General features: G+C 49.1%; 17 protein-coding genes and 1 pseudogene. 2 read left to right on the top strand and 16 right to left on the bottom strand.

Annotated elements, in window-relative coordinates; genetic code table 11:
• Positions 1 to 7: 7 nt before the first annotated feature.
• From CRO25_RS05420 to CRO25_RS05395, 6 genes are all read right to left on the bottom strand, one after another.
• A complete protein-coding gene (locus CRO25_RS05420) occupies positions 8 to 643 on the bottom strand; it encodes a Yip1 family protein (RefSeq protein ID WP_072733035.1) in 636 nt (211 codons plus the stop codon).
• Positions 627 to 2,078: an SMP-30/gluconolactonase/LRE family protein gene (locus CRO25_RS05415; RefSeq protein WP_372828747.1), complete on the bottom strand. Its 1,452-nt coding sequence runs from the start codon at positions 2,076 to 2,078 to the stop codon at positions 627 to 629. The genes CRO25_RS05420 and CRO25_RS05415 overlap by 17 nt, the downstream gene beginning before the upstream one ends.
• A gap of 27 nt (positions 2,079 to 2,105) precedes the next feature.
• Positions 2,106 to 2,981: a carbohydrate ABC transporter permease gene (locus tag CRO25_RS05410; protein WP_079693663.1), complete on the bottom strand. Its 876-nt coding sequence runs from the start codon at positions 2,979 to 2,981 to the stop codon at positions 2,106 to 2,108.
• Position 2,982: 1 nt separating this feature from the next.
• On the bottom strand, positions 2,983 to 3,939 hold the full coding sequence (locus CRO25_RS05405; protein WP_072733036.1) for a carbohydrate ABC transporter permease: 957 nt from the start codon (positions 3,937 to 3,939) through the stop codon (positions 2,983 to 2,985).
• Positions 3,940 to 3,958: 19 nt separating this feature from the next.
• A complete protein-coding gene (locus CRO25_RS05400; RefSeq protein WP_079693664.1) occupies positions 3,959 to 6,850 on the bottom strand; it encodes an extracellular solute-binding protein in 2,892 nt (963 codons plus the stop codon).
• Between the two features lie 103 nt (positions 6,851 to 6,953).
• Positions 6,954 to 8,318: an extracellular solute-binding protein gene (locus CRO25_RS05395; RefSeq protein ID WP_079693665.1), complete on the bottom strand. Its 1,365-nt coding sequence runs from the start codon at positions 8,316 to 8,318 to the stop codon at positions 6,954 to 6,956.
• Between the two features lie 303 nt (positions 8,319 to 8,621).
• Between CRO25_RS05395 and CRO25_RS05390 the strand changes: the two genes are divergently transcribed.
• On the top strand, positions 8,622 to 9,389 hold the full coding sequence (locus CRO25_RS05390) for a helix-turn-helix domain-containing protein (protein WP_079693666.1): 768 nt from the start codon (positions 8,622 to 8,624) through the stop codon (positions 9,387 to 9,389).
• 94 nt (positions 9,390 to 9,483) lie between these two features.
• On the opposite strand, the gene CRO25_RS05385 is transcribed toward CRO25_RS05390, so the two are convergent.
• From CRO25_RS05385 to CRO25_RS05365, 5 genes are all read right to left on the bottom strand, one after another.
• Positions 9,484 to 11,115, bottom strand: a complete 1,632-nt coding sequence (locus CRO25_RS05385) for a response regulator (RefSeq protein WP_079693667.1) — start codon at positions 11,113 to 11,115, stop codon at positions 9,484 to 9,486.
• Positions 11,100 to 12,857, bottom strand: a complete 1,758-nt coding sequence (locus CRO25_RS05380; RefSeq protein ID WP_079693668.1) for a sensor histidine kinase — start codon at positions 12,855 to 12,857, stop codon at positions 11,100 to 11,102. The genes CRO25_RS05385 and CRO25_RS05380 overlap by 16 nt, the downstream gene beginning before the upstream one ends.
• A gap of 75 nt (positions 12,858 to 12,932) precedes the next feature.
• Positions 12,933 to 14,513, bottom strand: coding sequence for an extracellular solute-binding protein (locus CRO25_RS05375; RefSeq protein WP_079694257.1), 1,581 nt, complete (start codon positions 14,511 to 14,513; stop codon positions 12,933 to 12,935).
• A 200-nt stretch (positions 14,514 to 14,713) separates the two neighbouring features.
• Positions 14,714 to 16,273 (bottom strand): glycoside hydrolase 43 family protein, encoded by a 1,560-nt coding sequence (locus CRO25_RS05370; RefSeq protein ID WP_079693669.1) that lies wholly within the window; start codon positions 16,271 to 16,273, stop codon positions 14,714 to 14,716.
• A gap of 77 nt (positions 16,274 to 16,350) precedes the next feature.
• Positions 16,351 to 17,877, bottom strand: coding sequence for a glycoside hydrolase family 43 protein (locus CRO25_RS05365; RefSeq protein WP_079693670.1), 1,527 nt, complete (start codon positions 17,875 to 17,877; stop codon positions 16,351 to 16,353).
• Between the two features lie 197 nt (positions 17,878 to 18,074).
• On the opposite strand from CRO25_RS05365, the gene CRO25_RS05360 reads away from it, so the two are divergent.
• A complete protein-coding gene (locus CRO25_RS05360) occupies positions 18,075 to 19,001 on the top strand; it encodes an AraC family transcriptional regulator (RefSeq protein ID WP_079693671.1) in 927 nt (308 codons plus the stop codon).
• A gap of 595 nt (positions 19,002 to 19,596) precedes the next feature.
• Here the strand turns inward: CRO25_RS05360 and CRO25_RS05355 are convergent.
• From CRO25_RS05355 to CRO25_RS05335, 5 genes and pseudogenes are all read right to left on the bottom strand, one after another.
• A complete protein-coding gene (locus CRO25_RS05355; protein ID WP_079693672.1) occupies positions 19,597 to 21,321 on the bottom strand; it encodes an ABC transporter ATP-binding protein in 1,725 nt (574 codons plus the stop codon).
• Positions 21,318 to 22,176: pseudogene (locus CRO25_RS05350) on the bottom strand (ABC transporter ATP-binding protein). The gene CRO25_RS05355 and the pseudogene CRO25_RS05350 overlap by 4 nt, the downstream one beginning before the upstream one ends.
• 9 nt (positions 22,177 to 22,185) lie before the next feature.
• On the bottom strand, positions 22,186 to 23,199 hold the full coding sequence (locus CRO25_RS05345; protein WP_079693673.1) for an iron ABC transporter permease: 1,014 nt from the start codon (positions 23,197 to 23,199) through the stop codon (positions 22,186 to 22,188).
• Positions 23,196 to 24,221: an iron ABC transporter permease gene (locus CRO25_RS05340; RefSeq protein WP_063568420.1), complete on the bottom strand. Its 1,026-nt coding sequence runs from the start codon at positions 24,219 to 24,221 to the stop codon at positions 23,196 to 23,198. Before CRO25_RS05340 ends, CRO25_RS05345 begins: the two co-directional genes overlap by 4 nt.
• Positions 24,222 to 24,295: 74 nt before the next feature.
• Positions 24,296 to 26,266: an AraC family transcriptional regulator gene (locus tag CRO25_RS05335; protein ID WP_079693674.1), complete on the bottom strand. Its 1,971-nt coding sequence runs from the start codon at positions 26,264 to 26,266 to the stop codon at positions 24,296 to 24,298.
• Positions 26,267 to 26,318: the final 52 nt, after the last annotated feature.

The following is a 26,318-nucleotide window of genomic DNA, read 5'->3' as shown; positions in this document are numbered from 1 at the left end:
TCCTTCCTTAGCCCCGGAGTACAAGTTCCTGATAGATGGTGGCTGCAAAGGACACAATCTGCTGCACCAGACTGAAGAACAGCAGGCAGAGAAATGCCATGAAGGCCATGGCAACCAACGTCAGAAGCATGGTCAGCACCGTTTTGGCGGGTGAGTATTGATGCACCGTCATATTGCCGACAAATAACAGGTATACCGTCCAAGCCGTGGCAGCCATGTTAAAGAAATAATAAAAGGCGGTTTCCTGCCCGGAAATGATCAGACTGAGCCAAATCCAAGGAAACTGAATCAAAATCAGCGGAACCAGTGCAAAACACGTGGACATGAAAATTTCCGAGAATTTGCCCTCTCCGTCCATAAGTGTGGTGAGCGACCAGTTCGCTGTACACCAGAACAGCACCGGAACAATGACATAGACCATTTCCAGCAGGCTGTTCAATCGTTTCGGGTTATTGAAATTAACCAGGAAGCCGCTGTATTGGGCCTGAAGGATCGTTGTTATTGTCAACAAACCCAAAATGACCAATGCGATCATCAGCGTTGTTCTCTGATTTCGCTCGTATTTCAGCTCCCAATACCCGTCAAACGGATGAAATATGAGATGCAGCGGATATTGGATCAGCTGTCTACTTGATACCTGCATTCGTTGTCCCCCTTCTCTGTCTGCGAACGATGGTCACGGTTACCAGCACGGCAACAATCAGAAATAATCCCGACATGATCCATGAGAAATGCTCGCGGAGCAGCTCTTTGCGAAACAGGAGAAACGCTTTGGAATACCCTTCCCGCTCCATGCTTCGCTTAAAATATTGCGCAGATTCTGCATAATCCTTCTGACGCAGCAGCGCTTTTCCGATGCCTGCGTAGGCGTATTCAAGATTGGCATTCATATCTGCCGCTTTCGCAAAGCTTGCCGCAGATCCTTCCTCGTCTCCGTTGAAATAGCTTCGCACCGCTTCATGCAGTGTGCGTCCATATTCTGTCGTTTGAAATACGGTGATCTCGCCCAGTGCTTTGTCCAGCACAAGCATGCGGTCTCCTGCACGCTCCAGCGAAACAGGAGTGTTGAATTGTCCCAACCGGTTGCCGATGCCTCCGAACATGTGGAGCAAATATCCATCTCCGTTATAGGTAAACACTCGCCCCATCTTGGCATCAAGCACGGAATACATATCGCAGTCCCCCACGTCCACATCAACCAGCCGGGAAGGCCCTTTCTCATTGGTGTACAACAAATCCCCCTGCGGCGGATAGTAGCCTTCCCTTCTCAGGATGTCCGCGCCCTGCGCATTCAGTTTCTTAATCGGTAATCCCTTCTGGTCCCCGCTCGTTGCATAGATGAATCCTTCTTCGTCAATGTCCATATTGGTGAACTCGGTTGGTGTGAACATGACCATCTGGCTGCGCTGTTGACGGGTTGCGAATCGTTTCCAAAGATACTCCACCGGGTCGACCGATACCCTGTTGGCTCCGATAAACGAGGCAAAGGAACCGTCGGAATTAAACTCCATGAAGCCGTCAAAAACACCTTCAGCCATGACGTAAATCCGTTCGCCTTTATCCATAACAACCCGGAGCGGCTTGAATTGAAAGTCCGCTTTCAGCAGGTCGGATTGCGGCTGCTCCACAATTTTGATCAACTGCCCCTGCTCATCCAGATGAACCACCCGCTGATGATCCGAATCCGCAACGAGCAGCTGCCCATTGTCTGATACATACAATCCCTGCGGATTTTTGAAATAATCCTTCTGTCCGTCATGATCAAATGAATCGATAACTCGTCTCAGCTTCAATTCCCGATCCAGCTCGACGATTCGGCTGTTGCCCGAATCCAGCACGTAAACTCGCTCATCGGCTGTGACATGCATGTCGTTTGGTTCTTTGAATGTGCCAATCTTCAGCTCGGTGCCCGTCACTATTCGGGTCGCCTCATACGCGGCAGGAGAGCGAACCGCTTCTCCCCAGTAGGAGTAGTTGTACGCATCCGTCTGACCATCGGCAAAAGCCGTTGCCCCCGCATTTCCCAAGCACAGGAGGCAGGCAAGGCCCATCGTGAGCCATCCGCATTTTTTCCACATGTTTTTCAATATGTTGCTGCCCCCCTTCTACTCTTTCATACCGGAAGTTGCCATCGTCTGCATGACACTGCTCTGGGAGATGATGAACAGGACGATCGGCACGATCATGAGCAGAAGCGCTACCGCAGCGCCGACGCCTGCACGGGCAATTCCTCCCTGGATAATTTGACTGAGCGCATAGTGCAGTGTTTTCAGATTTTCACTGTAAATGAAGCTTCCGCCATCGGTCCCCCACAACGCCGGAAACTGTAAAATCATAAGCGTGAGCCAGGCTGGCTTCACATTGGGCATCACGATACTCCAGAATATCCGGTATTCGTTAGCCCCGTCGATTTTTGCGGCCTCCAACAGCGCATCCGGTATTTGCTCCATGAACTGCTTCATCAGGAAGAGTCCCAGGGAAAAGGCAAGCGAAGGCACAATAATGGATGCATGTGTGTTGATCCATCCTAGCCAGGACATCACCATGTAGTTCGGAATCGCCGTGACGTGTGGTGAAAACATCAGGGACAGAATGACGATGGTAAACAGCACCTTTGAACCGGGAAACCGGTATTTGGCCAGCGGGTACGCTGCTGCGGAAGCCAGCAGGATATGGCCTGCCGTTCCGAGCAGCGTAATAATCAGCGTATTCGCAATGTATCTGGATAAGGGAACCCAGGAGTTCCCCATCAGATTGATCAGGTCTGCAAAATTTTCTGTCGTCGGATTGTTCACCCAAAAGCGAGGCGGAAAAATAAACAGCTCATCCAGCGGTTTGAAGGCATTGTTAACCGTGTAGATCAGCGGCAATACCATGAATGAACCAAACAGAGCCAGCAGTGCAAACAACATCAGGCTGACGGTAAATGACCGATTCAGTTTTCTGGACATGCCGAAGACGGCGCGTACCTTGCTGGTCATGTCATTCACCTATCTTTCTCAGCATTTTTTGTGTCAGTATGTTCGTTCCGAGCATCATGGCGAACAAAACAGTCGCAATGGCGGACGCATAGCCCATCTCGAAACGGATGGTGCCATAGTCCATCAGATGTGTTACTACGGTATGTGCCGCATAGTTGACGCTTGGAAAGCCAGCCAGCGCGATGGAGATTTCGGCCACGGCGAACGAGGCTGTAATTTGCATCACTGCGCCGAACATAAGCTGCGGTCTCATGGAAGGCAGTGTAATGTACCATAGCTCCTGCCAGCGGTTTTTGATGCCATCCACAGTGCCCGCTTCAACCAGCGATCGGTCGATGGTCTGGAGGCCCGCAATAAAGGCGAGGAAGCTCGTGCCAAGGCTGAGCCACAGCTGTACGAGGATGACGATCGCCAGCACGTACTTCTCATTTGCAAGCCACAGGATTGGCTCCAGAATAACGCCGAGGCGCATCAGAAAGCCGTTCATATATCCATAGCTGTCTCCTGAAAAAATGATCAGCCAGATGAAAAAAACGTTGCCTGAAATGGAAGGCGCATAGAACACAAGCGTCATGATGGCCCGAATTTTGGGCGACAGCTCGTTGATGATCCACGCAAACAAAAAGCAGGCAATATAGCTGACTGGACCCGTAATAACGGCAAACAGCAGCGTATTTTTAAGGGCGATCAAAAAAACATCGTCGTTCAGGAACAGCCGCGAGTAATTTTGCCAGCCGACAAATCGGGGCAGCTCCAGCATATTGAAGTGAAAAAAACTGAGGCCCAGCGAGAGTCCGACCGGAATGACCGTAAACAAGAAAAAGATCAGCATAAACGGTGCCATCAGTACGTAATAGTGTCTGCTTAGGTACAAATCCCTTTTCAAAAGGGACCACCTGCTCGCCTGCCTGGCGTTGATGGCAGGCGCAGCGGGTGTCTTGGTGATTTCTGCCTGCAACCGTTACCCTCCCTTCCTTCTACTTCAGATTAAATTCCTTGCGCTTGAGCTCGATCTCATCGTCGATGTACAGAACATAATCGGACAAGGCTTCACGCGGATTCTCGTTTGCATTGACCACCTTACGGAACGCGTTGTCGAGATGTCGGCCCGTGAAATATCCACCGGGAACCTGGGGAATGCCCTCTACCCACTCCCACTGCTGCTCTAGGTTTTGATAATCCTTGACCGGCCAGGGCAACTGCTCCAATGCCTCGATGTTGGCGGTCGGATAACGCGCCGCTGCTCCCATCAGTCCCTCCATTTCCCTGCCATATTCAATCTGGGTCTGCTTGTCGGTCCACCATTTCATGAACGACCATGCAGCCTCCTTGTTCTTGGCGTTTTCCAGCATCATGACTGCACTCGTCGTGCTTGCCACCTCATGCCTTACGGAACCATCCTCCAGCTGCGTGCCCGGAACGATGGTGAAGTCCCACAGATTGCGGATCTCGGGCGCCATAACGGTCAACATGTTATAGGTTGTGTAATCCGCGATACCAAGCGGCATCTCCCCAGTACGGAAGCGGTTTGGAAAATCAGCTTTAAGCGGGAATTTGTAATTTGTATAAAATTGGGTCCACCTCTTGAACGCATCCATGGAAATTTCTGAATTCAGCGCGCTCTCCTTTTGATCTTCCGTATAGAACTCGCCATCGTTCTGGTATAGCAGCATGGCGAAGGTGGCGTTGGGTATCATGTTGGCATTGTTTGTTGTATCCTCGATTGGCAAATAGAACTCCATATTGTGCTTTTGCAGCACCGAGATGGCATTATAGACGTCCTGCCACGTTTTTGGCGGCTCCAAGCCAAGCTCGTTGAGGACATCCTTGCGATAGAACAGCATCGGAAAATGCTGCTGCTCTGGAAGAGCATATACCCCGTTGTTATAGCGGTAAGGCGTCAATCCGCTCTCGCGAAATCGGCTTGCAACCTGCTCAAAGTCCGGGAATCCGCTCAAGTCGGCTGCCGCATTACGCATCGCGTAATTGACCGGAATATCCTCGCCCATCTGCATCGCCACATCCGGGCCTTCCCCGGCCAGCGTTGCAGGCAGCAGGATGTTGGGCGGAACAAGGCGCAGCTGCACCGAAATATCGGTTTCCGGTGTAAAGGATTCATCAATCAGAGCTTTCAGCACCTGTGCCTGATCACGTCCGGTTGTAATCCATACGGTGATGGAATCCTTTTTCTGCTCCATGTTGCCGATGCTGTCATAATCCTCCGTGTAGGAAGCGACGTAGGCACCCACTTCATGCTTCATCTGTTGCAGCACAGTTGCCTCAGCCTCGGGCAGCTTCTGATCCGGTGAGGATACCAGGAGGTAATCCAGTGCTATAGGCTGTTCACGAACCGATAGAATCCATGTTCCCAACCCGCCCACGTTGATTTTGAAGGTATCCAGACGTTTGGGCACCGTTTCCGCTCTTGCCGCCATATCCTCCAGCTGCACGACCATCGCATGCAATACGGCTACCTTGTCGCTCTGCTCACCTGTCGCCTTCTCCAAATAGTCGGCAACGGAACGGAGAATGTCGGCCTGCCGCTGGAATACCTCGGTCATCTCGGGAATGCGCTGTTCAAGCTGGTAATCCCTCAAAGGATCAGGATTGTTAGAGGTAATCATCAAAATTTTGCGGTACATCTCATTCAGATCCAGCACGCTGGATTCCACCGTGCGCAGCAGCGGAGCGATATCGCCCAGCGTAACCGTCATTCGCAAGCGATGTGTTCCTTTTGAGAGCTGGAACAGGTAAGGCTCGCTTTCACCAAGAACCCGTGTCTGCCATTCGGGGCTATAGTTAAAGCGAATGCGTTCCATTTCCTTGAATGGAACCTTCCCGTCGATCATCAGACTTCGGGTGGCATAGACGCCGCGAAGCTGATCCTGTTTCACCTTGAGCGCAATCTGGTACAGGCCATCCTCCGGCACGTCTACATCCCATTCGATCCATTCGCCGGGAAGCTTCCAGTTGATGCCTCCAATGGCGTTGATCCGAATTTTGGATACATCATAGGGCTCAAGTGAAGGACTCGACCGATCCGAAATGGGGGCAAGGGTTGGTGACGATTTACTCACCGCCTGTTCTCCCTGTACCTTGAGCATGACAGCTTCCGCTGGCTTCAATCCTGCCGATTCATAAGTGGCCTGCAGCTCTGCGTAAGATGGAATGTCCTCTTCCTGGTACAGCTCGATATAATCGATCGCCATGCTTTCGCGCAGCGAGGTAAGCGACAGCTTCTGGTTTCCCTTTTCAAAATAAAACTGGTACGGCTCCTCGAAGTAACCGGCGCTGTCCTTGAATGCAGCAAGCTGCCAAACGGGCTTCTCCACCTGCCGTGGTCTGAGATCATTGCCACGATCATCCCTTCGCACGCTGTCTTCGCGGTTCCCCCATACCCTGTCAAATAGCAGCACATCGGCTCCCCTGAACGGAACCTCTCCGTTCAGGGTCAGCTTCCGCTCAATGCCGGAGCTTTTGCCCGCGACGGGATAATAATGAACGCGGATCTGGTATAAACCGCTCGCCTGTACAGGGACCTCCCAGCTGATAGTGCCGACTTCCGGGGTGATGACCGCTTTCCCGTCCAGTCCGGCATATCCATTGACAACCTCGAACTCATCTTCCGCAGCCTGAATGAAAGATTCTCCTTCGATTCTTACGGTCTGCTCCGGCTTGTCTGCGTTTGTATGCGTTGAGAGATAATGCTCATAGCTGCGTAGATCGTCTGTACCCGACACGGCTTCAAAATCCTCGCGCGCCTGAACGATGCCCGGACTGCGATCCCGCGCAGAGTAAATGCTCCATATGGAGAAGATCAATGCAATGGCGAGCAGCAGGATCAGTCCTTTTTTCTTTCGTGACCGCATGTTCCAATATGTCCCCCTTCCTTCTGGCGTGGAGCATGGTTATGGTGTGTCACTCTCCGGGGACGGTGCGTAGGGCTTTGCAACCGTTCCGGAGAGAACAGCATCATTTCTTTTGCTTGTATACCTCATCGATGGCTGCCTGGAACGGCGCCTTGTATTTTTCAATGACTGTTGAAACGGAAACACCATCGACCAGCTCGCCGTTGAAATCCCAGAAAGGCAATGACGGGAACGTATTGTGGTCAAGCACCAGCATGCCATCAGCAACCGTTCTGGCATTTTCTATGTCAGCTTCGTCCGCCAAGTGAGTCTCCAGGGTCGATTGTCCGGGGTAATCGTAGATTGAATCGATCTCATTGATTTTTTCCCAGATATACATCAATTGCTCGGGATGCTCGACTGCTTTTGGAATCGTCAGCGCCTGATATTGCGACTCGCCAGAGTGGTACGCGCTTGCACTTGGCCCTTTCGGGAAAGGCAGGAAGCCGATATCATAGTCCTGCATATCTGTTTTGAAGCCTTCGATCTCGTACATGGCGCCCGAATACATTAGCGTATTGCCCTGACGGAAGAACGTGGCCGGTTCAGTCCAATCCCCGCCTTCCGAGGCTCTGCCGACTTGCTCGGTAGCCATTTTGGAAACGAAGCTCAGTGCTTCTTTTGTTTTTGGATCATCCAGATTTTGCTTGTCACCATTGGTCAGTGAGGCTTCATTGGAATACAGCACCGGTTCAAGCAGTCCCCTTTGGGCCAATCCCCAGGTATCGAGCTTGCCGTCGTTATTGCGGTCCTTGTTTGCCTTTTTGGCTACTTCAATAAACGTATCCCAGTTCCACTGATCTTCGTCCACATATTCCTGCAACGGCTTCATACCTAGCTCCTGCATGAGCGTGCGATTATAAAAAATGCCACTTATAAATGAAGATTGATCCTCGGTAAATCCGTAGCCCCTACCTTCGTACTGCATGTATTCGTTGGTCGTTTTCTGGTTGAACACCTTTTCGTTCTTGGTATACTCATCCACGGGCCATAACAAGTCTTGCTTGGTCAGTGCCGGAATAGCGTAGCTTTTGCCCAGCCGGACAATGTCGCCCAGCGGTTCTCCCGCCATCAGGGAAGCCACGACCTTCTCCTGGTATTCGCCAAAATCAATCGAAATGTATTCGATGTCAAAGTTGTGCTTTTTCTTCAGTGCTTCCAAGTTCTCGATTCGCTGAATGTTATCCGGGTTGCTATCGGTCATTTTCATGTCCCACCAGGCAACCACCTTGATTGTTCTTCCCCCCATGTCAAAATCCATCTCCGGCGTTGATGTCTCATTCTTAGGTTCTGTTTCATTCGTAGTTTGCTCCGTCTGCGGCGCCTTCGTTTCCGGCTCTGTCTGTGCGCTGGAGCCAGGGCTGCACGCGGTAATCAACAGCATCATTACAAGGACCAGGCTCATCAGCATGTACGTTTTTTTTCTCATCGTTGTCCCCCCTGAATGTGTTTTACAGTTATCTATCAAAGTGTAGCTCTTGAATGAAAGCGCAAACAACCCGTTAAAGTAAAGAGGCTTACCCTGTCAAACTATGGGTTTTGGCAATTTGAATCCAGGTTGAAGCATTTTCGGCTTGAATTGGTAAACAAATGGTCCCTCCGCAAAGAGATGCACATTGTATGCGCTTTCTTTTATTCCCATAATGAAATTAAGACATGAGTCATACTAAGGACCGAGGGTTTTAGAGTGGTTCAGAGAGATTAAAATCAAGCGAAAGTGAGGTTTTGCTTCATGCATGACATCTTACTTGTGGACTTCAGCGGCCACACGCACGGAGAATTGCAGAAGTTGCTGCGGCGCAGCAACTCCGATCACGTCATCGGAGACTGCGTAGTCTCTGCGTGCGCCGCCTTGTCAGCTTTGGCCGGTCGAGAATTTTCTGTCGTGCTCGTGAGCACCGGGGGATTTGCTGCTGCAGGTTTGTGGTTATGCCACTATATTCGAAAGAAAAGCCAGATTCCGATCCTTTTCATGGGGGGAGGGGATCATTTCAGGCTTGTACGCAAAGCGTTAGCATATCAGGTCAGCGATTATTTGCCAGGTCCGTTCCATGCCTCCGCCCTCCTGAACAGTCTGGATCGGCTCAAGTCCAGGCTTGATTCGGAGCCCGCGAAGAGACTTCCTTCTGCCTTCAGATCGCTGGTTCATTTGGAAGGCAAGCACGTGCATTCCAGCCAAGTGATCAAGATGGTAAAAGCTTATGTGCTCGATCACCTGAGCAGTGACATTACACTAAAGAGGATTTCCGACTTGCTTCATTTTAATTGTGCGTATCTTGGTCAAAAATTCAAAATGGAAGAGAACGTGTCCTTTAATCATTATTTAATGCAGCAGCGGATGGAAAAAGCCAAGTTGCTGTTGATATCCACCAATTTGCGGATTTACGAAATTGCCAGCGAGGTTGGATATACGGATACAGACTGGTTTTATAAAAAATTCAGAGCATATACCGGGGAGACCCCCAATGTCTATCGAAAGCAAAAAACGTTCACCGCTTAGTTGTGGAGCCGCCCCTTTAGAATTCATCAAACAAAAACAAGACCTCAGGTTCATCTCACCTGAGGTCTTGCTGCTGTTCATATCTACTTCTATTTTAACGGACCAAAAGGGATTCCCGGAATTCCTGGGGAGTCATGCCTGTCACCTTTTTGAAAAAACGAGTAAAGGAATGCGCTGCCTCATAACCAACCTGGAGTGCAACCTCCCGAACCATGAGATCGCTATTCGTCAGCAGTTCCTTTGCTCTTCTAACTCGCAGCTCGTCAATAAATTCGGAGAGGTTGATGCCCATCTCCTGTTTGAAGAAACGGGAGAGATAGGATGGATTGAAATGATGAAGCTCTGCCAGCCTCACTAGGGAAAGATCTTCTTCCAGGTGCTCCTTGACGTAAGTACACAGGGAATGAATGACCGCATTCGCTCGCTCCTGCTCATCCGAGCCCTTGAAGCGTACGAGCTTGTCGGTTGCCTGATACAGCACCTGCACGGCGTCCTTCATAGATGCGTACTCGCTCAGACGAAGCAATCTGCGCTGATCGGGAATATCCTGATACAGTCCCCATCGATTGATAGTCGAATACAGATACAGCGCCAGATTATAATAGGTTTCCATCGCCCTCTCCATCGTCACATCCTGTTGAAGCAGTTCATTGGCCAGCTCTTCAAACACTTCGTAAAATTGCTGAATTCGTCCCGTTTCCAAATACCCTGACATGACCTCAATTCGGCTGCTGACCCGTGTGAGCTCCCTTTGGCCCTGATTCGGCAAAGCATCATCAAGATCGGTAAGCACCATGGAAATGCCATCACCAATCTTCATCCAATGCAGCTGCCTCAATCGCTCGTATTGCCGAGTAATGTCGTACCAGTTGCAGCTTTTCCCGCTTAACGCAAAAGCCACCGATATGCCAAGTGAAGCCATGCAGGCTTCCTGCACCAATTCGAGTATACCCTCCAGATATCGGATCAGTGAATGGCCTGGCTCTGCTTCCGGATGTTTGGGCTGAACCAGCCATACCACATCTCCATAATGGTCTGTTACGCTGGCGTGAAGGGTGTGCTCATCCATCAAGGAAGAACCGATCCTTCGCGCTGATGCCTGAATCTGTGCGCGCTCCAGGTGCAGAGGTTTATCCTTATAATCAAATCGACCCAGCACAATGTAAACAGGGGCCGAGAGATGAAGACTCATGTCTCGCCTTGCCCATTCATCCTGAATCTCACTGGAGCAACCTGCCACATATGGTGTGGAGTTCTGTAGCACGTTCCTCAAATACTCTTCCTGCTGAAGCACCTCCAGCTGACAGGTTGCCTCTTGGGACTGCTCCAGCAATTCGTGCATGCGGTGACTCTGCCGAACCTCTTGCATGACCTCCTCAACCACAGCCATGATCTTGTCATATCCTTCCGTTTTGAGTAAATAACGTACATTGGGCATTTGAAAAGCCTTGTAGGCATAATTAAAATCGCTGTAGCCGGTGAGAAAAATGACGCGGCAGTGCGACCAGTAAGCCTGGATCTGTTCTGTCAGTTCAAGACCGCTCATGCCAGGCATACGAATGTCTGTCAACACGATATCGATCCTTGAGCGTTCCATCCACGTTAATGCCTCCCTGGCTGAATAAGCCTTGCATACATCAAGCCGTTCCGGCATATGGCTTGCAAAGGTTTCGTAGAGGCTGTCCGTAATAATTTCCTCATCATCCACAATCAAAAGTCGATACATTCGCTTTCCCTTCCTTCCTTTCGGATTCGAATCGTGACCTTCAATCCCTGCAGCTCGCTTCTGGCCAAAAACAGGCCGCTTCCTTCCCCGAATGTCAGCACCAGGCGCCGATGAATATTCATGAGTCCGGTCATTTCATCCGAGCTGCCATCTTCAAGCAGACGCTCCTGAAGCGCATGAATGTGCAGGTCCGTCAACTCATGCCCGTTGTCCTCTACACTAATTTCAGCGATATTCCCCTTCATGCTGAACCGGACCCTAAGCATGCCCTGATCCGTCATTTTTTCAAGACTGTGCTCGTAAGCATTCTCAATGATTGGCTGTATGATTAACCGAGGAACACGAATCTGCTTCATATCCGGTGGCAGCTCCCCGAAGTCGGCCTGTATTCGTCTGGAAAAACGCAGCTTCTGAATTTCCGTATACACACTCGAATGGGCAGCTTCCTCCTCCAGTCTTACATGATCTGTCCCGTTTCGGGTAATGAACCTGAAATATTCACCAAGCATGTTGGCAAATTGCTCAATCCGCGCTGTATCCCCCGTTCTTGCGAGCGAATTGATAATGAAAAAGCTGTTATACAAAAAATGAGGATTAATCTGCGACTGAAGCTGCTTCAATTCGGCGCGCTGCATCATCATCGTCTTTTTGAAATCCCGATCGATAAGCAGTTGAAGCTTCTCAAGCATCTGATTGAACCGGGAGTACAGAAAGCCAAATTCATCCTTGCGCTTGTGCACGATGGGAATGTCCAGTACACCTGTCTCCATTTTTTTGAATCTTTTGACGAGCAGCAGCAGCGGAATGTGAATCAGCTTGTAGCTGGAATAGAGATAAGCCGATATCGCGACGAAGGATGTCATTGCAAACAGCCAAGCCCAATGATAGAACTTGCTTAGCGGCCTCTTCACACTTTCCTCTGGCAAATACGTTGCTACCGATAAGCCCAATGGGCCCATATGGCTCTGGCTGACATAATAGCGTGTACCCTCGACCTTCACCTGAAAGCCGCCATGATCACTATCGGTGATGTGATCACGGTAGTAAGGGAGGATAAAGTCACGCTTGGAAACGTCTGTGATAATATGGCCCGTCTTTTCCTCAATGAGGAAGGAGCCACTGTCCGGGTAAAGATTAAGCTGGGTCAGTGCATTTTGAAATTGCTCCGTATCCAGCTCGACCTGGACCGCAAACAGCGGTTCTTCTCCCTTCTTGCCAGTCAGGCGCACGGCACTCAGATTCATGGTGTCCTCCTTCACCGTAAAGCGCGCGCCTTTCCCCTGCATGCCGGAGCTAAAGTATTCATAGGAGGCTTTGTCATAATCATCGATGCCATGGGTGGCGGAGATGCTCTTGCCAATCGTGCGGATATGCACATGAACGTTCTTGATGTAAGCACTGCTGTTCTTGAACGTAGCCAGCCGCTCGGACAAATAATTCAATGTATCGCGGCGCTCTACCTGATCCATCATTCCCCACAGAATGGCGAGCCTGTTCAGCTTCCTGTCCTCAACGATGTCGAACTGCTGCAGCTCCAGCCATTCAATTTCCCGATTCAATTCATCCAGATACCGGGTAAGCCGTCTTTCTGTTGACGAGGATATTTCCTGGCTGGCATTGTCATAGCTCCAATTGTACAGATACAGGCCCAGGAGAATCAGTGGAAGAACAAAAATCAGATAGGTGATAACCAACCGGGCGAAAATGCTGCTGCGCCAGGATTGGGCAGGAAACTTAATCAACTCACTCCCCTCCATTGCTACAGGCTGGATTGTCTTTTTGCACATTTTGCATATGAAGGCACTATTGAGGAGCGGTCAGCGTTCCAGTGCTGTTTTGGTTTTGAGCCACGCATTAACCTCCGTTGTGATCTGTTCTCCGCCTAACTTGAGCCAACTCTCCACAAACTGGTCGAACTCTTCAATCGGTCTGCCGAGAATAATGTTCATGTATGCCTCAAGCTGAAGATCGTTCAGGATCATCTGACGGTCGACCATCGTTTCTGTAATCCCCCCCGTGAATTGGTCATATAAAAGCTGTCCGTTCCGCTCGTAACCATCAGCTATGCTAAATGCGCCTGTCGGTCCGTAGGTTTGATTCCAGCCCCAGCCGCTTTCGACACCTTCTGTCGCATAGGCTTCGATTCTTTTTTGAATAGCGGATGCTTCATCCTGAAGAACAGCAAGATTGCCGGAACGCTGCGCCTCCCGAATTTGCCGGTAAGCATCCAGATTTTTGGTTCCCGGAAAGGGGGTCACCGGCGATAGCATCCACACTGCCTTGGAATCGTCATTGTAGTACGTTTCATACTGTGCCTGCTCCCCCCAGTTGGTCTGCAAATGAAGATTCATAAGCTTCATCACCACTTCAGGATGAGCGTAGTCCTTTCTGACGGCGAAATATTGCCAGGTGTTGGTGCGAAGTGGCACTTTAATCTGATTGCCGGATTTAGCTACTATGGGGTAAGACTGCCAGTCCGCTGCTGCATCGTTCTCTCGGCTCGACTGAATCATGAAGGGTGTCCATTGTTCACCGTACAGCATGCCGATTTTTCCGTTTTTGATCAGTCGTACGGCCTGTGTTCCCTTCTTATAGCTGAATTCAGGGTCAAGCTGCCCCTCCAGGTACATCGTTTGCAGAACCTGCAGCGCCTCCCGGACTTCAGGCTGAATGCCGCCATAAACGAGCTTGCCATGTGCATCTTTAATCCATATATTCGGGTATGCACCATACCCTGCCATCAGACCGGCAACCCCCATGACCGGGTCCCACAGATGATTCGTTAGTGCAAGGCCGTAGGTATCCTGCTGGCCGTTGCCGTCAGGGTCTTCTTGTGTAAACGCTTTCGAAATCTCAAGTACGTCCTCCATCGTCTCAGGCGGCTGAAGTTCCAGACGTTCAAGCCAATCGGTTCTGATCCACAAGTACTGGGCTGTCTCGATGGAGGAGGCCGTTTCAGGTATCGCCATCAGCTTGCCATCGATGGTTGCCGCGTCAAAAGGCCCGCTTCCTTCCGCCTCCAATATGCTCTTCGCAAGCGGCGAAGCATACGTTGTGTACACCTCGGACAGATCCTGGATCAGCCCCGCATTGCTCAGCTGCCTTAATTGGTATGGATTTACCTTCACAACGTCCGGAATTCGACCTGCAGCGAGGGAAACACCCAGCTTCTGACCGTACATCTCTCCTTTGGCGATCCAGTCATAGCGAAGCTTAATCCCAAGCTCTTGCTCATATAACCGGGTCCAGCGATTGTCCAGCAGTGTCTCTCCCGGCAGCTGGCTGATCATCGGCTCCAGATCATCCCCGGCCTCCCTGACAAAAGATACTTCTACCGGAGAACTGTATTTTTCGAAAATGGAATGATCCCCGGATGGCTGCCCATCCACCACGGGCATGCTTTGTCCTGAATATCCGCTCGTATGGTCTGTTGGTATACATGCACTGAGCAACAGAATGACAACCCATTTTGTTTTGGTTAAAGCAGAAATACGCACATCATGCACCCCCATTCGTCTGTAATGGACAACGTTTTTTGGCAACATCAGGAATTTTAACCTTTCTGATATTATAAAAAAAGCCGCCGGCTCGGCGACTTCTATGCATGTTTGTTCTCGTCTTCCGACACGATCACATCATATTTAAAATTCGAAAAATCAGCGCTGCCCCCGGTCACTCTCGTCGAATATAAAAACAACCCGATCCGGCAGCCCATAAAATGATCCAACTTATAAATCATTTTGTGGGAAATGCCAAGCGGCTTCCACTCTGTCCCCGCCAGATAGGAGAATGTACAGTCGTCCTGATTATTCACGAAGTTGCCAAAAGCCTTGAGCGTAACTACGGATCCTGAAACAGGTATCCTGGCATACTCGGTGGCAGGCTCCGTATCAACCAGATTGCCAAATATCGATGAATCCTCGCTGTTTCTTGCCAGCATGACCAGGTAAAATTGCCCTTCAGTCTTCGTCAGCGCAATTAAACCGTATGTACCGATCAGGAAACACAAGCCTGCATAATCACCATCCTCCAGCCTGCTGCCATCCAGCGTAACGATTGCTTCACAGGCAGGACCCATTGCACGCTGCGTCAGCGTATTAACCGCAAAGGTCAGATTGGGGCTGATGTGTGCGGTTTGAATCCGATACACCCCAGGCGGGTCGGTCACCGACCAGAGCGCATCATTCGGAGTGTGATTCCATTGCCAGACATCCTTGAGCCGTACCTTTCCCTCTTTATTCACTTCGCAGTAAAAATTATCGCTGTCAACAAGAGGCCTGTATACATAATCGGGTCTTGTACTCGGCACAACGATTTCTTTTGGCGCTTCTCTGGCGAACACCGGGATATCGTTCTCAAAGTGAAGCGGAACCAGCACAGGGATGCGGCCAACCGCCCCGTTATCCTGAAACAGCATGGCGTACCAGTCGCCATCCGGTGTATCCACGATTCCGCCCTGGGCTACACCTGAATTAAAATAACCCATATCGTCGTTAAACACTTCTCCGCCAACAAATTCGTCTTCCAGGGAATCCGCCATGTAACACGCCTGTGTTCTTCGGCCGGTAGCTTGTGAAATATGAATCAGAAACACATAGTATTTTCCATTAATTTTGTAAAAATGGGCCCCCTCGTAACCGAGGAAATAAGGCTCTTTTTCTTTTACGATCATGCGCAGCACTCCACCGGGCTTGGGGCCGGACAGATCAGAGCTTAACTCGGTCAAATGAATTTCGGAATTACCATGGACCAGGTAAATTCGGTCATCTTCGTCGAAAAACAGGGAGCAATCATGATAAAAGCCTTCCACATACCGCTTGGTCCATGGACCCGAGATTGTATCGGCCGTGTACAAATATGTCTTATGGGTATCGTTTGCCACAAAAATGACATAGAACTTATGCTTGTGATATCGAAGCGACGCTGCCCACATGCCTTTGCTGTAAATTTGCCTGCCTTGCTCCAGCCGCTGCGCGGGTGTATCGTCAAGTCTGTCGTACACATGCGTAGCCACTTCCCAATGGATCAGGTCATAGGAACGCAGGATGACGCAGCCTGGCATCATATGCATGGTTGTGCTGACCATATAATACGTGTCTTCAACCCGAATCACATCTAGATCGGGATAATCAGCCCAAATAATTGGATTTGCATGCATGTTGGCCATTCTTCCTTTCTAGCTTTATTGGCCACACAATCTCAGCAGATATATTAGGCCCAAGTCTAGTTCCTTGCTTATTCAAAACTCCATTCCCTAATACTGATGCCTTGCTTGCCCAATGCTCCCCCAACCACCATATAGATGTCATGAACTCCCTGTGCATCAGTAATCCCGGTTGAATGCTCTTTCCATCGAGGTGATATGCCCGATTCAGGTGATCCACCCGATGCCGGAATCTCAAGCTGCCCAATCAGCAGTCCGTCCGGGCGATCCAGATGAAGCTCCAGCACCGCCTCCGCGCCTTCATTGGAGATTGCAGCTGTAAAGCATGCTGCCCCTTCATTGCCAAAATCAACCTTCGATAACGCAATCCAGCTGCCTCTTTCCATCTCGGTAACAACAACCTCAGAATCGGCACCAGCCGTAGGCATTGATGTACTTAATCGCTCCGTCTTCACCCCTGCGCTCCATCCCATTGTGGCAGCAGCTACCCTCTGATAAGGATTGAACAGCTTGATCTGTTCAACACCTTCATAATCGGCGGCCACCTCGTTCATACGACCATCTGCTTCGTTGAAGCTAATCTGGTTCAGATGTGTCGAACGATAACCATCAGGAACCTCCATCGCCTGTGATAACGTCTGGGCGTGATAAGCAATATACCAGTGATCCGCAAATTGAAATATGGCATGATGATTGTTGCCGCCAACGCCAAAAAAGTGACCCGGATTTCGCAGGACCGTTCCTCTGTACGTCCATGGACCCATGGGCTGGCTGCTCGTCATGTAAGCAATCTCGCCGGGTGGCGGACTGCCCTCTGGACGAATACCCTCGTCAAAGTTAGAGCAGTAGGTAAAATAATAGATATTGTTGAATTTGTGAATCCCCGCATCCTCAAACATGTACGGAGCAGGGATAACCCTCGCCCGGCCCACCACACTGGTCATATCTTCACCCAATGGCATAACTCTTGCGGTATCCGGCCTATCTGCTCTCCCTTCCGGTATGCCACCCCCAAAATAGATATAAGCTCTGTGATCATCATCTACCAGTACGGCCGGATCGAACAGCCACGTCACATCCTCAACACCCGGAGTCTCTCTGGTAATGAGCGCTTTTCCAATAGGATCTGTCCAGGGCCCGACCGGACTCGGGGCTGACAATACGCCGATGCCGCTGGCATTGTTGGAAAAATAAAGAAAGAATCGATCCTGCCCGTCAATGATCTGATGGGCAGCGGCTGGTGCCCAGGATTGAGTGGCCCATGTGGCTGCGCCTTGGGGCCCTGCCACATGAATCTCACCATGATCTGTCCAGTTAACCAAGTCGTCTGAAGAGATGACTGTTATGCGGTTAATCGAGTGGAAACTGTTTTTCTGCGGATTGCCCTCAGAATCATATTCCAGCTTATCACTCGTCATGTACAGATAGACACGCCCCTCGAACACCAGAGCATACGGATCGGCTCCAAATTTATGAGCAACCAAAGGATTTTTATTTGGTGGAAGTTTCCCTATGGCCTTACTGATCTTCACAGCAGCTATAGATGGATGATTCTGTTCCGTTTGTTCCCTCGCATTTGAAGCAGAATTGTAGTTCATCAGTCGTTCCTCCATTTGAGTTTGATATACATCTTATCGCCGCTCTGCAATTTGCCAGATCCAGGCCTAAAATGCAGGGAAACGCTTGCAATAGCAGATGCAGCATGTTAGGTTGATTACAGTTTAAGGTAAAGCTGATTACATTTTCATTGCGTATTCCGCTCTATTTATTGCGCGAAAGGACAAGGAGGTGCTATATGAACGGATCCACTGAATATTTTTACGATCCCATCCAGTCCGAGCTTTTATATCTTCATCGCGTAACTACGTATCCATTGGAAACAATCTATCATCGACATGATGCATACGAGATCTACCTTTTTATTCGCGGCAATGTCAACTTTTATGTGGAGAACCGATGTTATCATCTGGAGCCGGGAGATTTGCTTATTATGTCTCCGGAGGAAATGCATCGCGCCTTTATTTTGGATGGAACCGAATATGAACGAATTACTATCAATCTAAAAAAAACATATCTTTGTCAGTTGTCGACTTTATCAACCAATCTATCCGCATGTTTTGATCATCGTCCAAAGGGACAACAGAACATCGTTCACTTAGATGATTACCATATGAAGCAGATTTTGCATTTAACTAGCGAACTGGAGGAATTGCTTGATTCAAATGTATATGGAACGGATGTTAAAACCAATGCAGTCATTGCACAGTTGTTGGTTCTCATAAACAATTCGTTCCACAATAAGTCCTCTATACCAATCGATATCATGCCAGAGATGGTACGTAAAACAATGGATTATATTGAAGCGCACATTTCCCAGGAGATTACGCTTCGCAAGCTTGCCGAGGCATTTTATATGAACAGCACGTATATCAGCCGCCAGTTTAAAAAGCATACCGGACTAACGATCCGCTCTTACATCTTGAACCGTCGTATTGAATTGGCGAGATATTACCTATCCGGCGGGATGAGCATTACGGATGCCTGCTTCCAATCGGGGTTTCGCGATTATGCCAATTTTATTCGAACCTTCACCAAAATTACCGGAGTCTCTCCGGGCAAATATAGCAGACAAGCACAAAATATTCCTGATCCATCCTTTGCACACTATGCAGCATTAAACCCGGCAAAGGATGGTCAAAAATTAAGCGACGGATTTAAATAGCACATCCACTCTACCATAAAAATTGCGCCCCAATATAACTGATCAATTGTTGTCGCTTCATAACTTTTTTAACCATGAAAAAGCTCCTTCGTTAAACAAAATCAAGACTATCTTATAAGATAGTCTTGTTCTTATCTACTAAATGGGGATAACTATCAATAGGGTGTCTATTTCCGCTTATTATTTCATCCTTAGACATTTAAAATGCTCAATTTTTCATCCGAAAACGAGTAACAAAGCAGCACCGAACACTTCTATAACCCCCTCAATATCTATAACCCCTGCAACGAAGAGTATTCAACAACAACATTGAGCAATCCTACCCATTAGATTAACGAATTAAGAGGAAAAAATCGTTTAGATACATGCCTAATCGGTAATCGGAATATGTTCTTGTCCATTCCGGCAATCGGTACAAGTTCTTGTCCTTGGCTCGGGACACGAACTTGTACCAACCTTCATATCGTGCATTCCCTTAAAAAACGCAGTGTACAGTCCTGCAGGACCGGACCGCCGCCCACAATCGTTAGAATTTATAATTCAGTCATCGTCGTCCTGTCCTTCTCCTGTTTAGTCTTGTTTGGATTGGTTACGTTCAAGAGGCTTGTGTTGCATACAATCGTGCATAAATACCTCCGCTATGCAGCAGTTCCTCATGTGTACCCATCTCGGCAATCTCTGTACCCTCCAGCACAACGATCTGGTCGGCATGACGGACCGTCGATAGCCGATGGGCAATCACCAGTGTTGTGCGATCCTTCGATATTTCATCCAGTGCCTGTTGGATCTCTTGCTCGGTCTTGGTATCAAGCGCCGATGTCGCTTCATCCAGAATGAGGATCGGTGCATTGCGCAGAATCGCCCGTGCTATCGAAAGGCGCTGTTTCTGCCCTCCAGACAAACGCACACCGCGTTCACCAATTACCGTATCATAGCCTTGCTCCATCTGAGATATAAATCCATGTGCTTTAGCTGCTTTAGCTGCGGCAATCACATCTTTCCGGGTCGCGTCCTTCCATCCATAAGCAATATTGTCATACACCGAGCCATCAAACAGGAACGTATCCTGCAGCACCATTGAAATATTGTTACGCAGGCTGGAGAGCGTCACATCACGAATATCGATGCCATCCACTCGAATCGATCCCGCCTGCGGGTCGTAGAATCGGTTAACGAGACTGGCCAATGTCGACTTACCCACTCCTGTGGTGCCTACAAGAGCTACTGTTTTTCCATGTTCAATGGTCAGGTTCAGCCCCTCTAGTACAGGCGAACCATCTTGATAAAGAAATGTGACATCTTGAAAGGAGATCTGTCCTTGTACACGCGGCAAATGGACTGCGTTTCGCTTCTCCTTTATGTCTTCCTCTTCTTCCAGCACATCATATACCCGTTTAAGGCCAGCCGAGGCTCGCCCTGCCATTTCCACCAAGCCGGAAAAAGACTTTATCGGTTGATAAAACATACCTAGGTAGGCGATGAATCCGATGATATCAGCAATGCTTACCTCGCCTGTTGCCATCAATCTGCCGCCCAGTATCACGACAAATACAGTCCCCAGTGTGGTCACAAATGCCAACAACGGCAAAGAGGTTTCATAGAACAAACTGGCGCGTAAATAGGTCTTCGAATATTTCATAGCCAGACGAGAAACGTTGACCCGCTCCTCCTCCTGTCGATTGAAAATTTGGATTTCTTTCATGCCCGACAAATTTTCCTGCACCTTTCCAGCGATATCTCCCCGAGCTTGGGAACTCTCTCCCCACAGCGGCGACAAGTGCTTGCTTTGCCATACCGTGATTACAAGCAGCAACGGAATCGTGATCAGACTGATCAGTGCCAGCTTCACATTGATCGTCAAGAGCAGGATGCCTACTCCGATAAAGGTCAGTCCGTTAACGATAAAGTCAGGTATAGCATGGGCAATGAAAATTTCCGCTTCCATCGCATCATTCACAACGCGCCCGGTCAAGTCACCCGTCCGGCTTCGATGGAAATAGCGCAAACTCATCTGCTGATATTTGCTATACAATCTTGTTCGTAAATCCGCCACGTAATGAAGTGCGGCATAATGGTTCATATAGCCTGCCAGTGATGTTCCGATGGCTTGCAAACAGGTAGCTCCAAGTAGCAATAAACCAATCTTCAATGCTTCTGCGGCAAACTGACTGCTACCTTCGGTCGCCAATTGTGTCAACGAACGGAGCGCCCAGGGCAAATAAAACCCGGCAATTGTGGCCAGCACGACACCGACTAATCCAATGCCTAACTGCAACCAGTATTTTCGTGCGCCCAGCAAGACACGCCATGCGATTTTCATGTGGCAATCTTCTCCTTCTGCTCCTTATCATTTAAGAATCCTTGATCCGCCCCTTGGCCTCTACGCTTATCACGCAATATCTCGTACGTCACATACACTGGTCGCCCCGTTCGTGGTTCCAGCATAATTTCGGCATCGATGGCAAACACCTCACGTAGCGTCCGTGCCGTCATTACGTGCTCTGGCGAGCCATGCTCCACCACCTGACCATCACGAATCGCCACCATATAGTCGGAGAAGCGTGCTGCCAGATTCAGGTCATGCAGCACCATCACAATCGTAACCTGCTGACTGCGATTCAGTTCATAGAGCAGCTCCAGCACTTCAAGCTGATGTGCCAGGTCCAGATAGGTGGTGGGTTCATCCAGCAGGATCAGATCGGTCTGCTGGGCGAGTGCCATCGCAATCCATACGCGCTGACGTTGACCGCCAGAGAGCGTATCGACCTCGCGATGCTCAAACGCTGTAAGCTGTGTAACTGATAGGGCCCAGGCAACTACTTGCTTATCCTCTTTGGAGAGCTTGCCGAAGCCCCGTTGATGAGGAAAACGCCCATAGGCCACTAATTGACCGACCGTCAAACCGCTCGGTGCAGTAGGCGTCTGCGGCAGAATTGCCATCTGCTTGGCCACTTCTTTGGTGGACAGTGTGCAAATATCAGCACCATTCAGATAAACCGTGCCATTTTTTTGTCTTGAGCAGCCGACCGACTGCCTTTAGTACGGTTGATTTTCCGCAACCATTGGGGCCAATAATCGAGGTAATCTGTCCACGCGGAATCTGCAAATCCAGTTCTTTTACGATAAGCGTGTCATTATAGGCAATATCGATTTGTTGCGCTGTAATACTCTCCATGACGTCCTCCTAATTGGCCTTCGATAGTAAATAAAGAAAGTACGGAACACTGATGACCGTAATGACGATTCCCGTCGGCACATCTCCCCCCAGGCTAACCGTGCGCGTAATTGTGTCAGCCAGCACCACGACTAATCCACCGGTCAGGCTGGCAGCCGGAACGAGCAATTTGTGATCGGGCCCGACTAGTTTTCTTGCCATGTGCGGAGCGATCAAACCAACGAAGAAGAAGCTTCCGCCCACGGCCACACTGCCAGAGGATAAAGCAACAGCAGCGATCGACAACCCCAAAAACTGCCGCTTCACGGCAAGACCCAGTCCTTCTGCCGTCTGATTGCCCAGATGGAGGGTGTTGAGCATGCGAGACTTGTAGAAAATATAGCCGAGTAAAATGAAGACCCATGGTGCCAGTACGGAAATATAGCGCCAATCAGCGCCCCACAAGCTTCCCGCCAGCCAATGAAGCATGAAATCCATCTGCGAATCATTCAGCTTGAGTGTCAGGAAGGTGGTCAGCGCTTCATACCCGCTTCCGAGCGCGACCCCGGTTAAGATCAAACCGATTGACGAGATATCTCGCCCACGGCGATACGATAATAAGAAGATCAGTCCCGCCGCCAACAATCCACCAACAAAGGCCAATAGTGGCAGGGCAATAAAGGAGCCCTTTCCTGTCGATGCAATGAATACGACGAAGATCAGGACAAACAAACCTGATCCCGAACTAATCCCCAGTGTCCCCGGACTAGCCATGTCATTGCGCAGCAAACTCTGCATCACGACCCCAGCCGCTCCCATTCCCAGACCCACCAAGATCGACAGTGCGATTCGTGGCAAGCGAAAATCAAACACGATCAGATTTTGCTTGTCGGTGCCGTTTCCCACGAGAACATTCAACACTTCTAGCGGTGAAAGATTCATCTTGCCAGAATTCATGCTAATGACAGCAAACATAAGGATGAGCACCATAAGCACTACATTGATGATGATGCCCCGTTGCATCGTATAACGCTGCTTGATCATTCAGATTCCCTCCTTTGTCTGCGAGCCAGGAAGAGAAAGTACGGGACACCAATGATAGAAAATATAATGCCAATCGGCGTTTCGAACGGCTTATTGATCAAGCGTCCAGCCAGATCGGCTGACACGGTCAGCAACGCACCATATAGCGCAGCCGCCGGAATAATGTAACGATAATCGACACCGACCATGTATCGCACAATATGTGGGGTAATCAGACCAACAAAACCGATCGGGCCAACCACGACAACAGCCAATCCAGTCAGGACGAGCACGATAATCGTCGATAATCCCTTGACCAGTCCGCTACGAATACCGAGTCCACTTGCCACATCATCCCCCAAACTGAGCAGTGTAACAGAAGGAGATAGCGCCAGCGCCAGCAGTACACCACCAACAAATAGCGGTGAGATAATCAGCAATTCACCCCACTTGACCCCCGCTGTACTGCCTGCCGTCCAGAATGTCAATGCTCGACCCAAGTTATAATTGATCGCTAAATACTGACTGAGTGCACCAAATAGCATGGAGATGGACAGTCCTGCCAGTACCAGCCGCTGAGGCGTCATCCCGCGCTTGCCCATTGATGCGATGAAGTAAGTGATCCCGGTCGCGAGCGCTGCTCCCAGACAAGCAAACAGCATCATCTGTCCATACGAATAACCCGGCAGAAAGGCCAGGCAAAGAGCAATCGCGAATGCTGCCCCAGAACTGATCCCCATCAGCCCGGAGTCGGCCAGCGGATTGCGCGTCGTTCCCTGCATAATAGCCCCGCATACCGCAAGGCTGCACCCGACGATCAGATCGGCTACGGTACGCGGAAGACGTAGGGTTTGAATAATGTGATGCTCAGTGAGCGTTGGATCAAATCGGAAAATAGCCTCCCATGCAGTCGCTAACCTCATGTCGGCGGCGCCGAAGCTAATCGACGCCGCCGACATGAGAACCGTTAATCCAAGCCCTACCACCATGTACATGGTGAAGTTCACCGCCCCACGGCGTTTTTGTTCAGGCTTGTTTTTCATCACGTTTTCCTTTCCTTACCTACTGAAAGTCATATTTGTAAATTGGAGTACTTCTTTATACCTCGTCAAAACTCTTATTTAGCCATTGTCAGCAATTGATTTACAATATGATCAATTAATGCACTGGAAGTCATTATATCCGTGGACCAAGATAGCGATGTACCCACTGTTACGATCCGATTATGTTGCACAGCAGGTAGCGATTTCCAGACCGTATTATCAGTAGGAACTTTCGTATCTCCTATAGCGATTAGATAATCCCCTATGTAAGCAGCCAAGACCTCCATAGAGATATCTCCCCAATATTTATCTGAGTCAATAATATCAGTTTGAACTTTCGACGGTGCCTTCATTTTAAGTTCATTATAAACAAGGTCGCCAACCGCATGCTTGGCTCCAGCGATGTAGTTACTTTTATCACTGAATTCCCCCATAGTAATCGTCACGTCTGAAAGACCTGCATTCTGAAGGGCTAGCTTGGCTTCTTCGATTTTTCCGGCATAAGCACTCAAAACAGCCTTAGCCTCTTCCTGCTTGTTCAAAACATCGCCTATAAAATGTATCCGTTCTTCTGTAGTCATATCACCATAAGGGACATAAATTGTCGGGGCAATTTTGGATAAATCTTCATAATTTTCATCGCCCCATGCTAAAATGATCAGATCAGGCTCAAGAGTCATGACATCTTCCGGCTCCATAGCTACTTTAATGGAGTCTGTAATTTGGTTAGCAAAAACAGCCTCTTTCCCATCCCTTGCTGCTCTCGCCACACCTAGAGGAGTTACACCTAGAGCCACCACATCACCAACCAAATAATCGACTACAACACGCTGAGGGTTGTTAGGCACCTTAACGTCACCCTTTACTGTGGATATCGTTCTCGTCTGCGAAACTGCTTCTGAAGCTTTCGTATCCGATACTTCCGATTGTGTTGTCTGTTGTGTCTGCGCAGGGATTGGATTCACCGTTCCCCCGTTATTCGATGGCGTTCCCGACGCACATGCCGACAATAAAAACATCAAGCTCATTGCCGCCGCCAAGATCATTTCTTTACTTCTTACTTTTCCAAACATAGTTGATTCCCCTTCTCTATAAGACTGGACTAGACCCGCTAGTTCCCTCTCATAGTAAAGAAAATGAGAATGATTATCAATACCATCAACCTGCATGGATAGTGCGTTTATTTTCCGATAATCACTTGGCGTCATCTTGTAATACTTCTTAAACATCCGAAACAGATTTTTCTCATCTGTAAAACCAGTTCCTGTTGCAATCTCTTTAATGGTTGCTTCTGTATGCTTCAATTCCTGACAGGCAGCTTCAATCCTTTTCTGAATGAGGTACTCCTGTAAGCTCATCCCTTCCTTCTTTTTGAACAGCCGCGTCAATTGCCCACCACTGATCCCAAACATATCGGCAATTTCTTGAAACATAATCGGCTGCATGTAATGTTTATCGAGATATATCTTGGTAGAACAGGCTGGATCTGGCTGGAGATACCGAATCTCACCGCTCTCAAAATCTCTGTATACCCCATGAACCAATTGATATAGAAAACTTTTGGCCTGCAGCTGATCCATCGCCTTGCCGCGGTTCCAACCATTCATCAACTGTTGAAACCAATCGAGTAGCAAGATAGGATTACTTGGTGTATAACCAAACTGTTGAACGAATGGATTCACTTCCTCCAGTAATTGCTGCAGGTGCCTCTGGAAAAAAAGAGGGGATTCTGCTTTATAAAACACCATAAAGATCTTCACAATCTCCCCTTTAGGCGAAATACTGAGCAGGCTTCCTTTCCCGCCGTGAACTAAACCGAAGCGTTCCATTCCAAATGTGGTTTCATTCAGTTGAATTTGCGCTTCTCCTCCATATGCATAGATAAACATGCTACTAGGCATTTTATACTGCTCCAAAGGGGTTTGGGACGCTACATTCTGAAAGCGTACATCTATTAATGTAATGATCGAACGTGTCCAAATACGGGCCACCGTATCGATCATCTCCGGTGTAAATACCTGGCTTGCTTCTGCTTCTTCTTGCATCTATCCGCGCTCCCTTATCACACTTTTTCTATATAACAGCCATTAATTGATA

This window comes from Paenibacillus sp. RU5M (genome assembly GCF_900221055.1).
In the GTDB taxonomy this organism is placed as follows: Bacteria; Bacillota; Bacilli; order Paenibacillales; family Paenibacillaceae; genus Paenibacillus; species Paenibacillus marchantiae.
The sequence above is the reverse complement of the archived record's forward strand: the minus strand, read 5'-3'. Positions and strand labels throughout refer to the sequence as shown.

What these genes read in the sequence shown, in the direction of transcription:
- CRO25_RS05355 (WP_079693672.1), bottom strand. Translation starts at nt 21,321, where the DNA reads ATGAAAATCGCATGGCGTGTCTTGCTGGGCGCACGAAAATACTGGTTG.
- CRO25_RS05390 (WP_079693666.1), top strand. Translation starts at nt 8,622, where the DNA reads ATGCATGACATCTTACTTGTGGACTTCAGCGGCCACACGCACGGAGAA.
- CRO25_RS05385 (WP_079693667.1), bottom strand. Translation starts at nt 11,115, where the DNA reads ATGTATCGACTTTTGATTGTGGATGATGAGGAAATTATTACGGACAGC.
- CRO25_RS05345 (WP_079693673.1), bottom strand. Translation starts at nt 23,199, where the DNA reads ATGATCAAGCAGCGTTATACGATGCAACGGGGCATCATCATCAATGTA.
- CRO25_RS05360 (WP_079693671.1), top strand. Translation starts at nt 18,075, where the DNA reads ATGAACGGATCCACTGAATATTTTTACGATCCCATCCAGTCCGAGCTT.
- CRO25_RS05375 (WP_079694257.1), bottom strand. Translation starts at nt 14,513, where the DNA reads ATGCCCGTGGTGGATGGGCAGCCATCCGGGGATCATTCCATTTTCGAA.
- CRO25_RS05340 (WP_063568420.1), bottom strand. Translation starts at nt 24,221, where the DNA reads ATGAAAAACAAGCCTGAACAAAAACGCCGTGGGGCGGTGAACTTCACC.
- CRO25_RS05335 (WP_079693674.1), bottom strand. Translation starts at nt 26,266, where the DNA reads ATGCAAGAAGAAGCAGAAGCAAGCCAGGTATTTACACCGGAGATGATC.
- CRO25_RS05420 (WP_072733035.1), bottom strand. Translation starts at nt 643, where the DNA reads ATGCAGGTATCAAGTAGACAGCTGATCCAATATCCGCTGCATCTCATA.
- CRO25_RS05370 (WP_079693669.1), bottom strand. Translation starts at nt 16,273, where the DNA reads ATGCATGCAAATCCAATTATTTGGGCTGATTATCCCGATCTAGATGTG.
- CRO25_RS05400 (WP_079693664.1), bottom strand. Translation starts at nt 6,850, where the DNA reads ATGCGGTCACGAAAGAAAAAAGGACTGATCCTGCTGCTCGCCATTGCA.
- CRO25_RS05395 (WP_079693665.1), bottom strand. Translation starts at nt 8,318, where the DNA reads ATGAGAAAAAAAACGTACATGCTGATGAGCCTGGTCCTTGTAATGATG.
- CRO25_RS05415 (WP_372828747.1), bottom strand. Translation starts at nt 2,078, where the DNA reads ATGTGGAAAAAATGCGGATGGCTCACGATGGGCCTTGCCTGCCTCCTG.
- CRO25_RS05365 (WP_079693670.1), bottom strand. Translation starts at nt 17,877, where the DNA reads ATGAACTACAATTCTGCTTCAAATGCGAGGGAACAAACGGAACAGAAT.
- CRO25_RS05410 (WP_079693663.1), bottom strand. Translation starts at nt 2,981, where the DNA reads ATGACCAGCAAGGTACGCGCCGTCTTCGGCATGTCCAGAAAACTGAAT.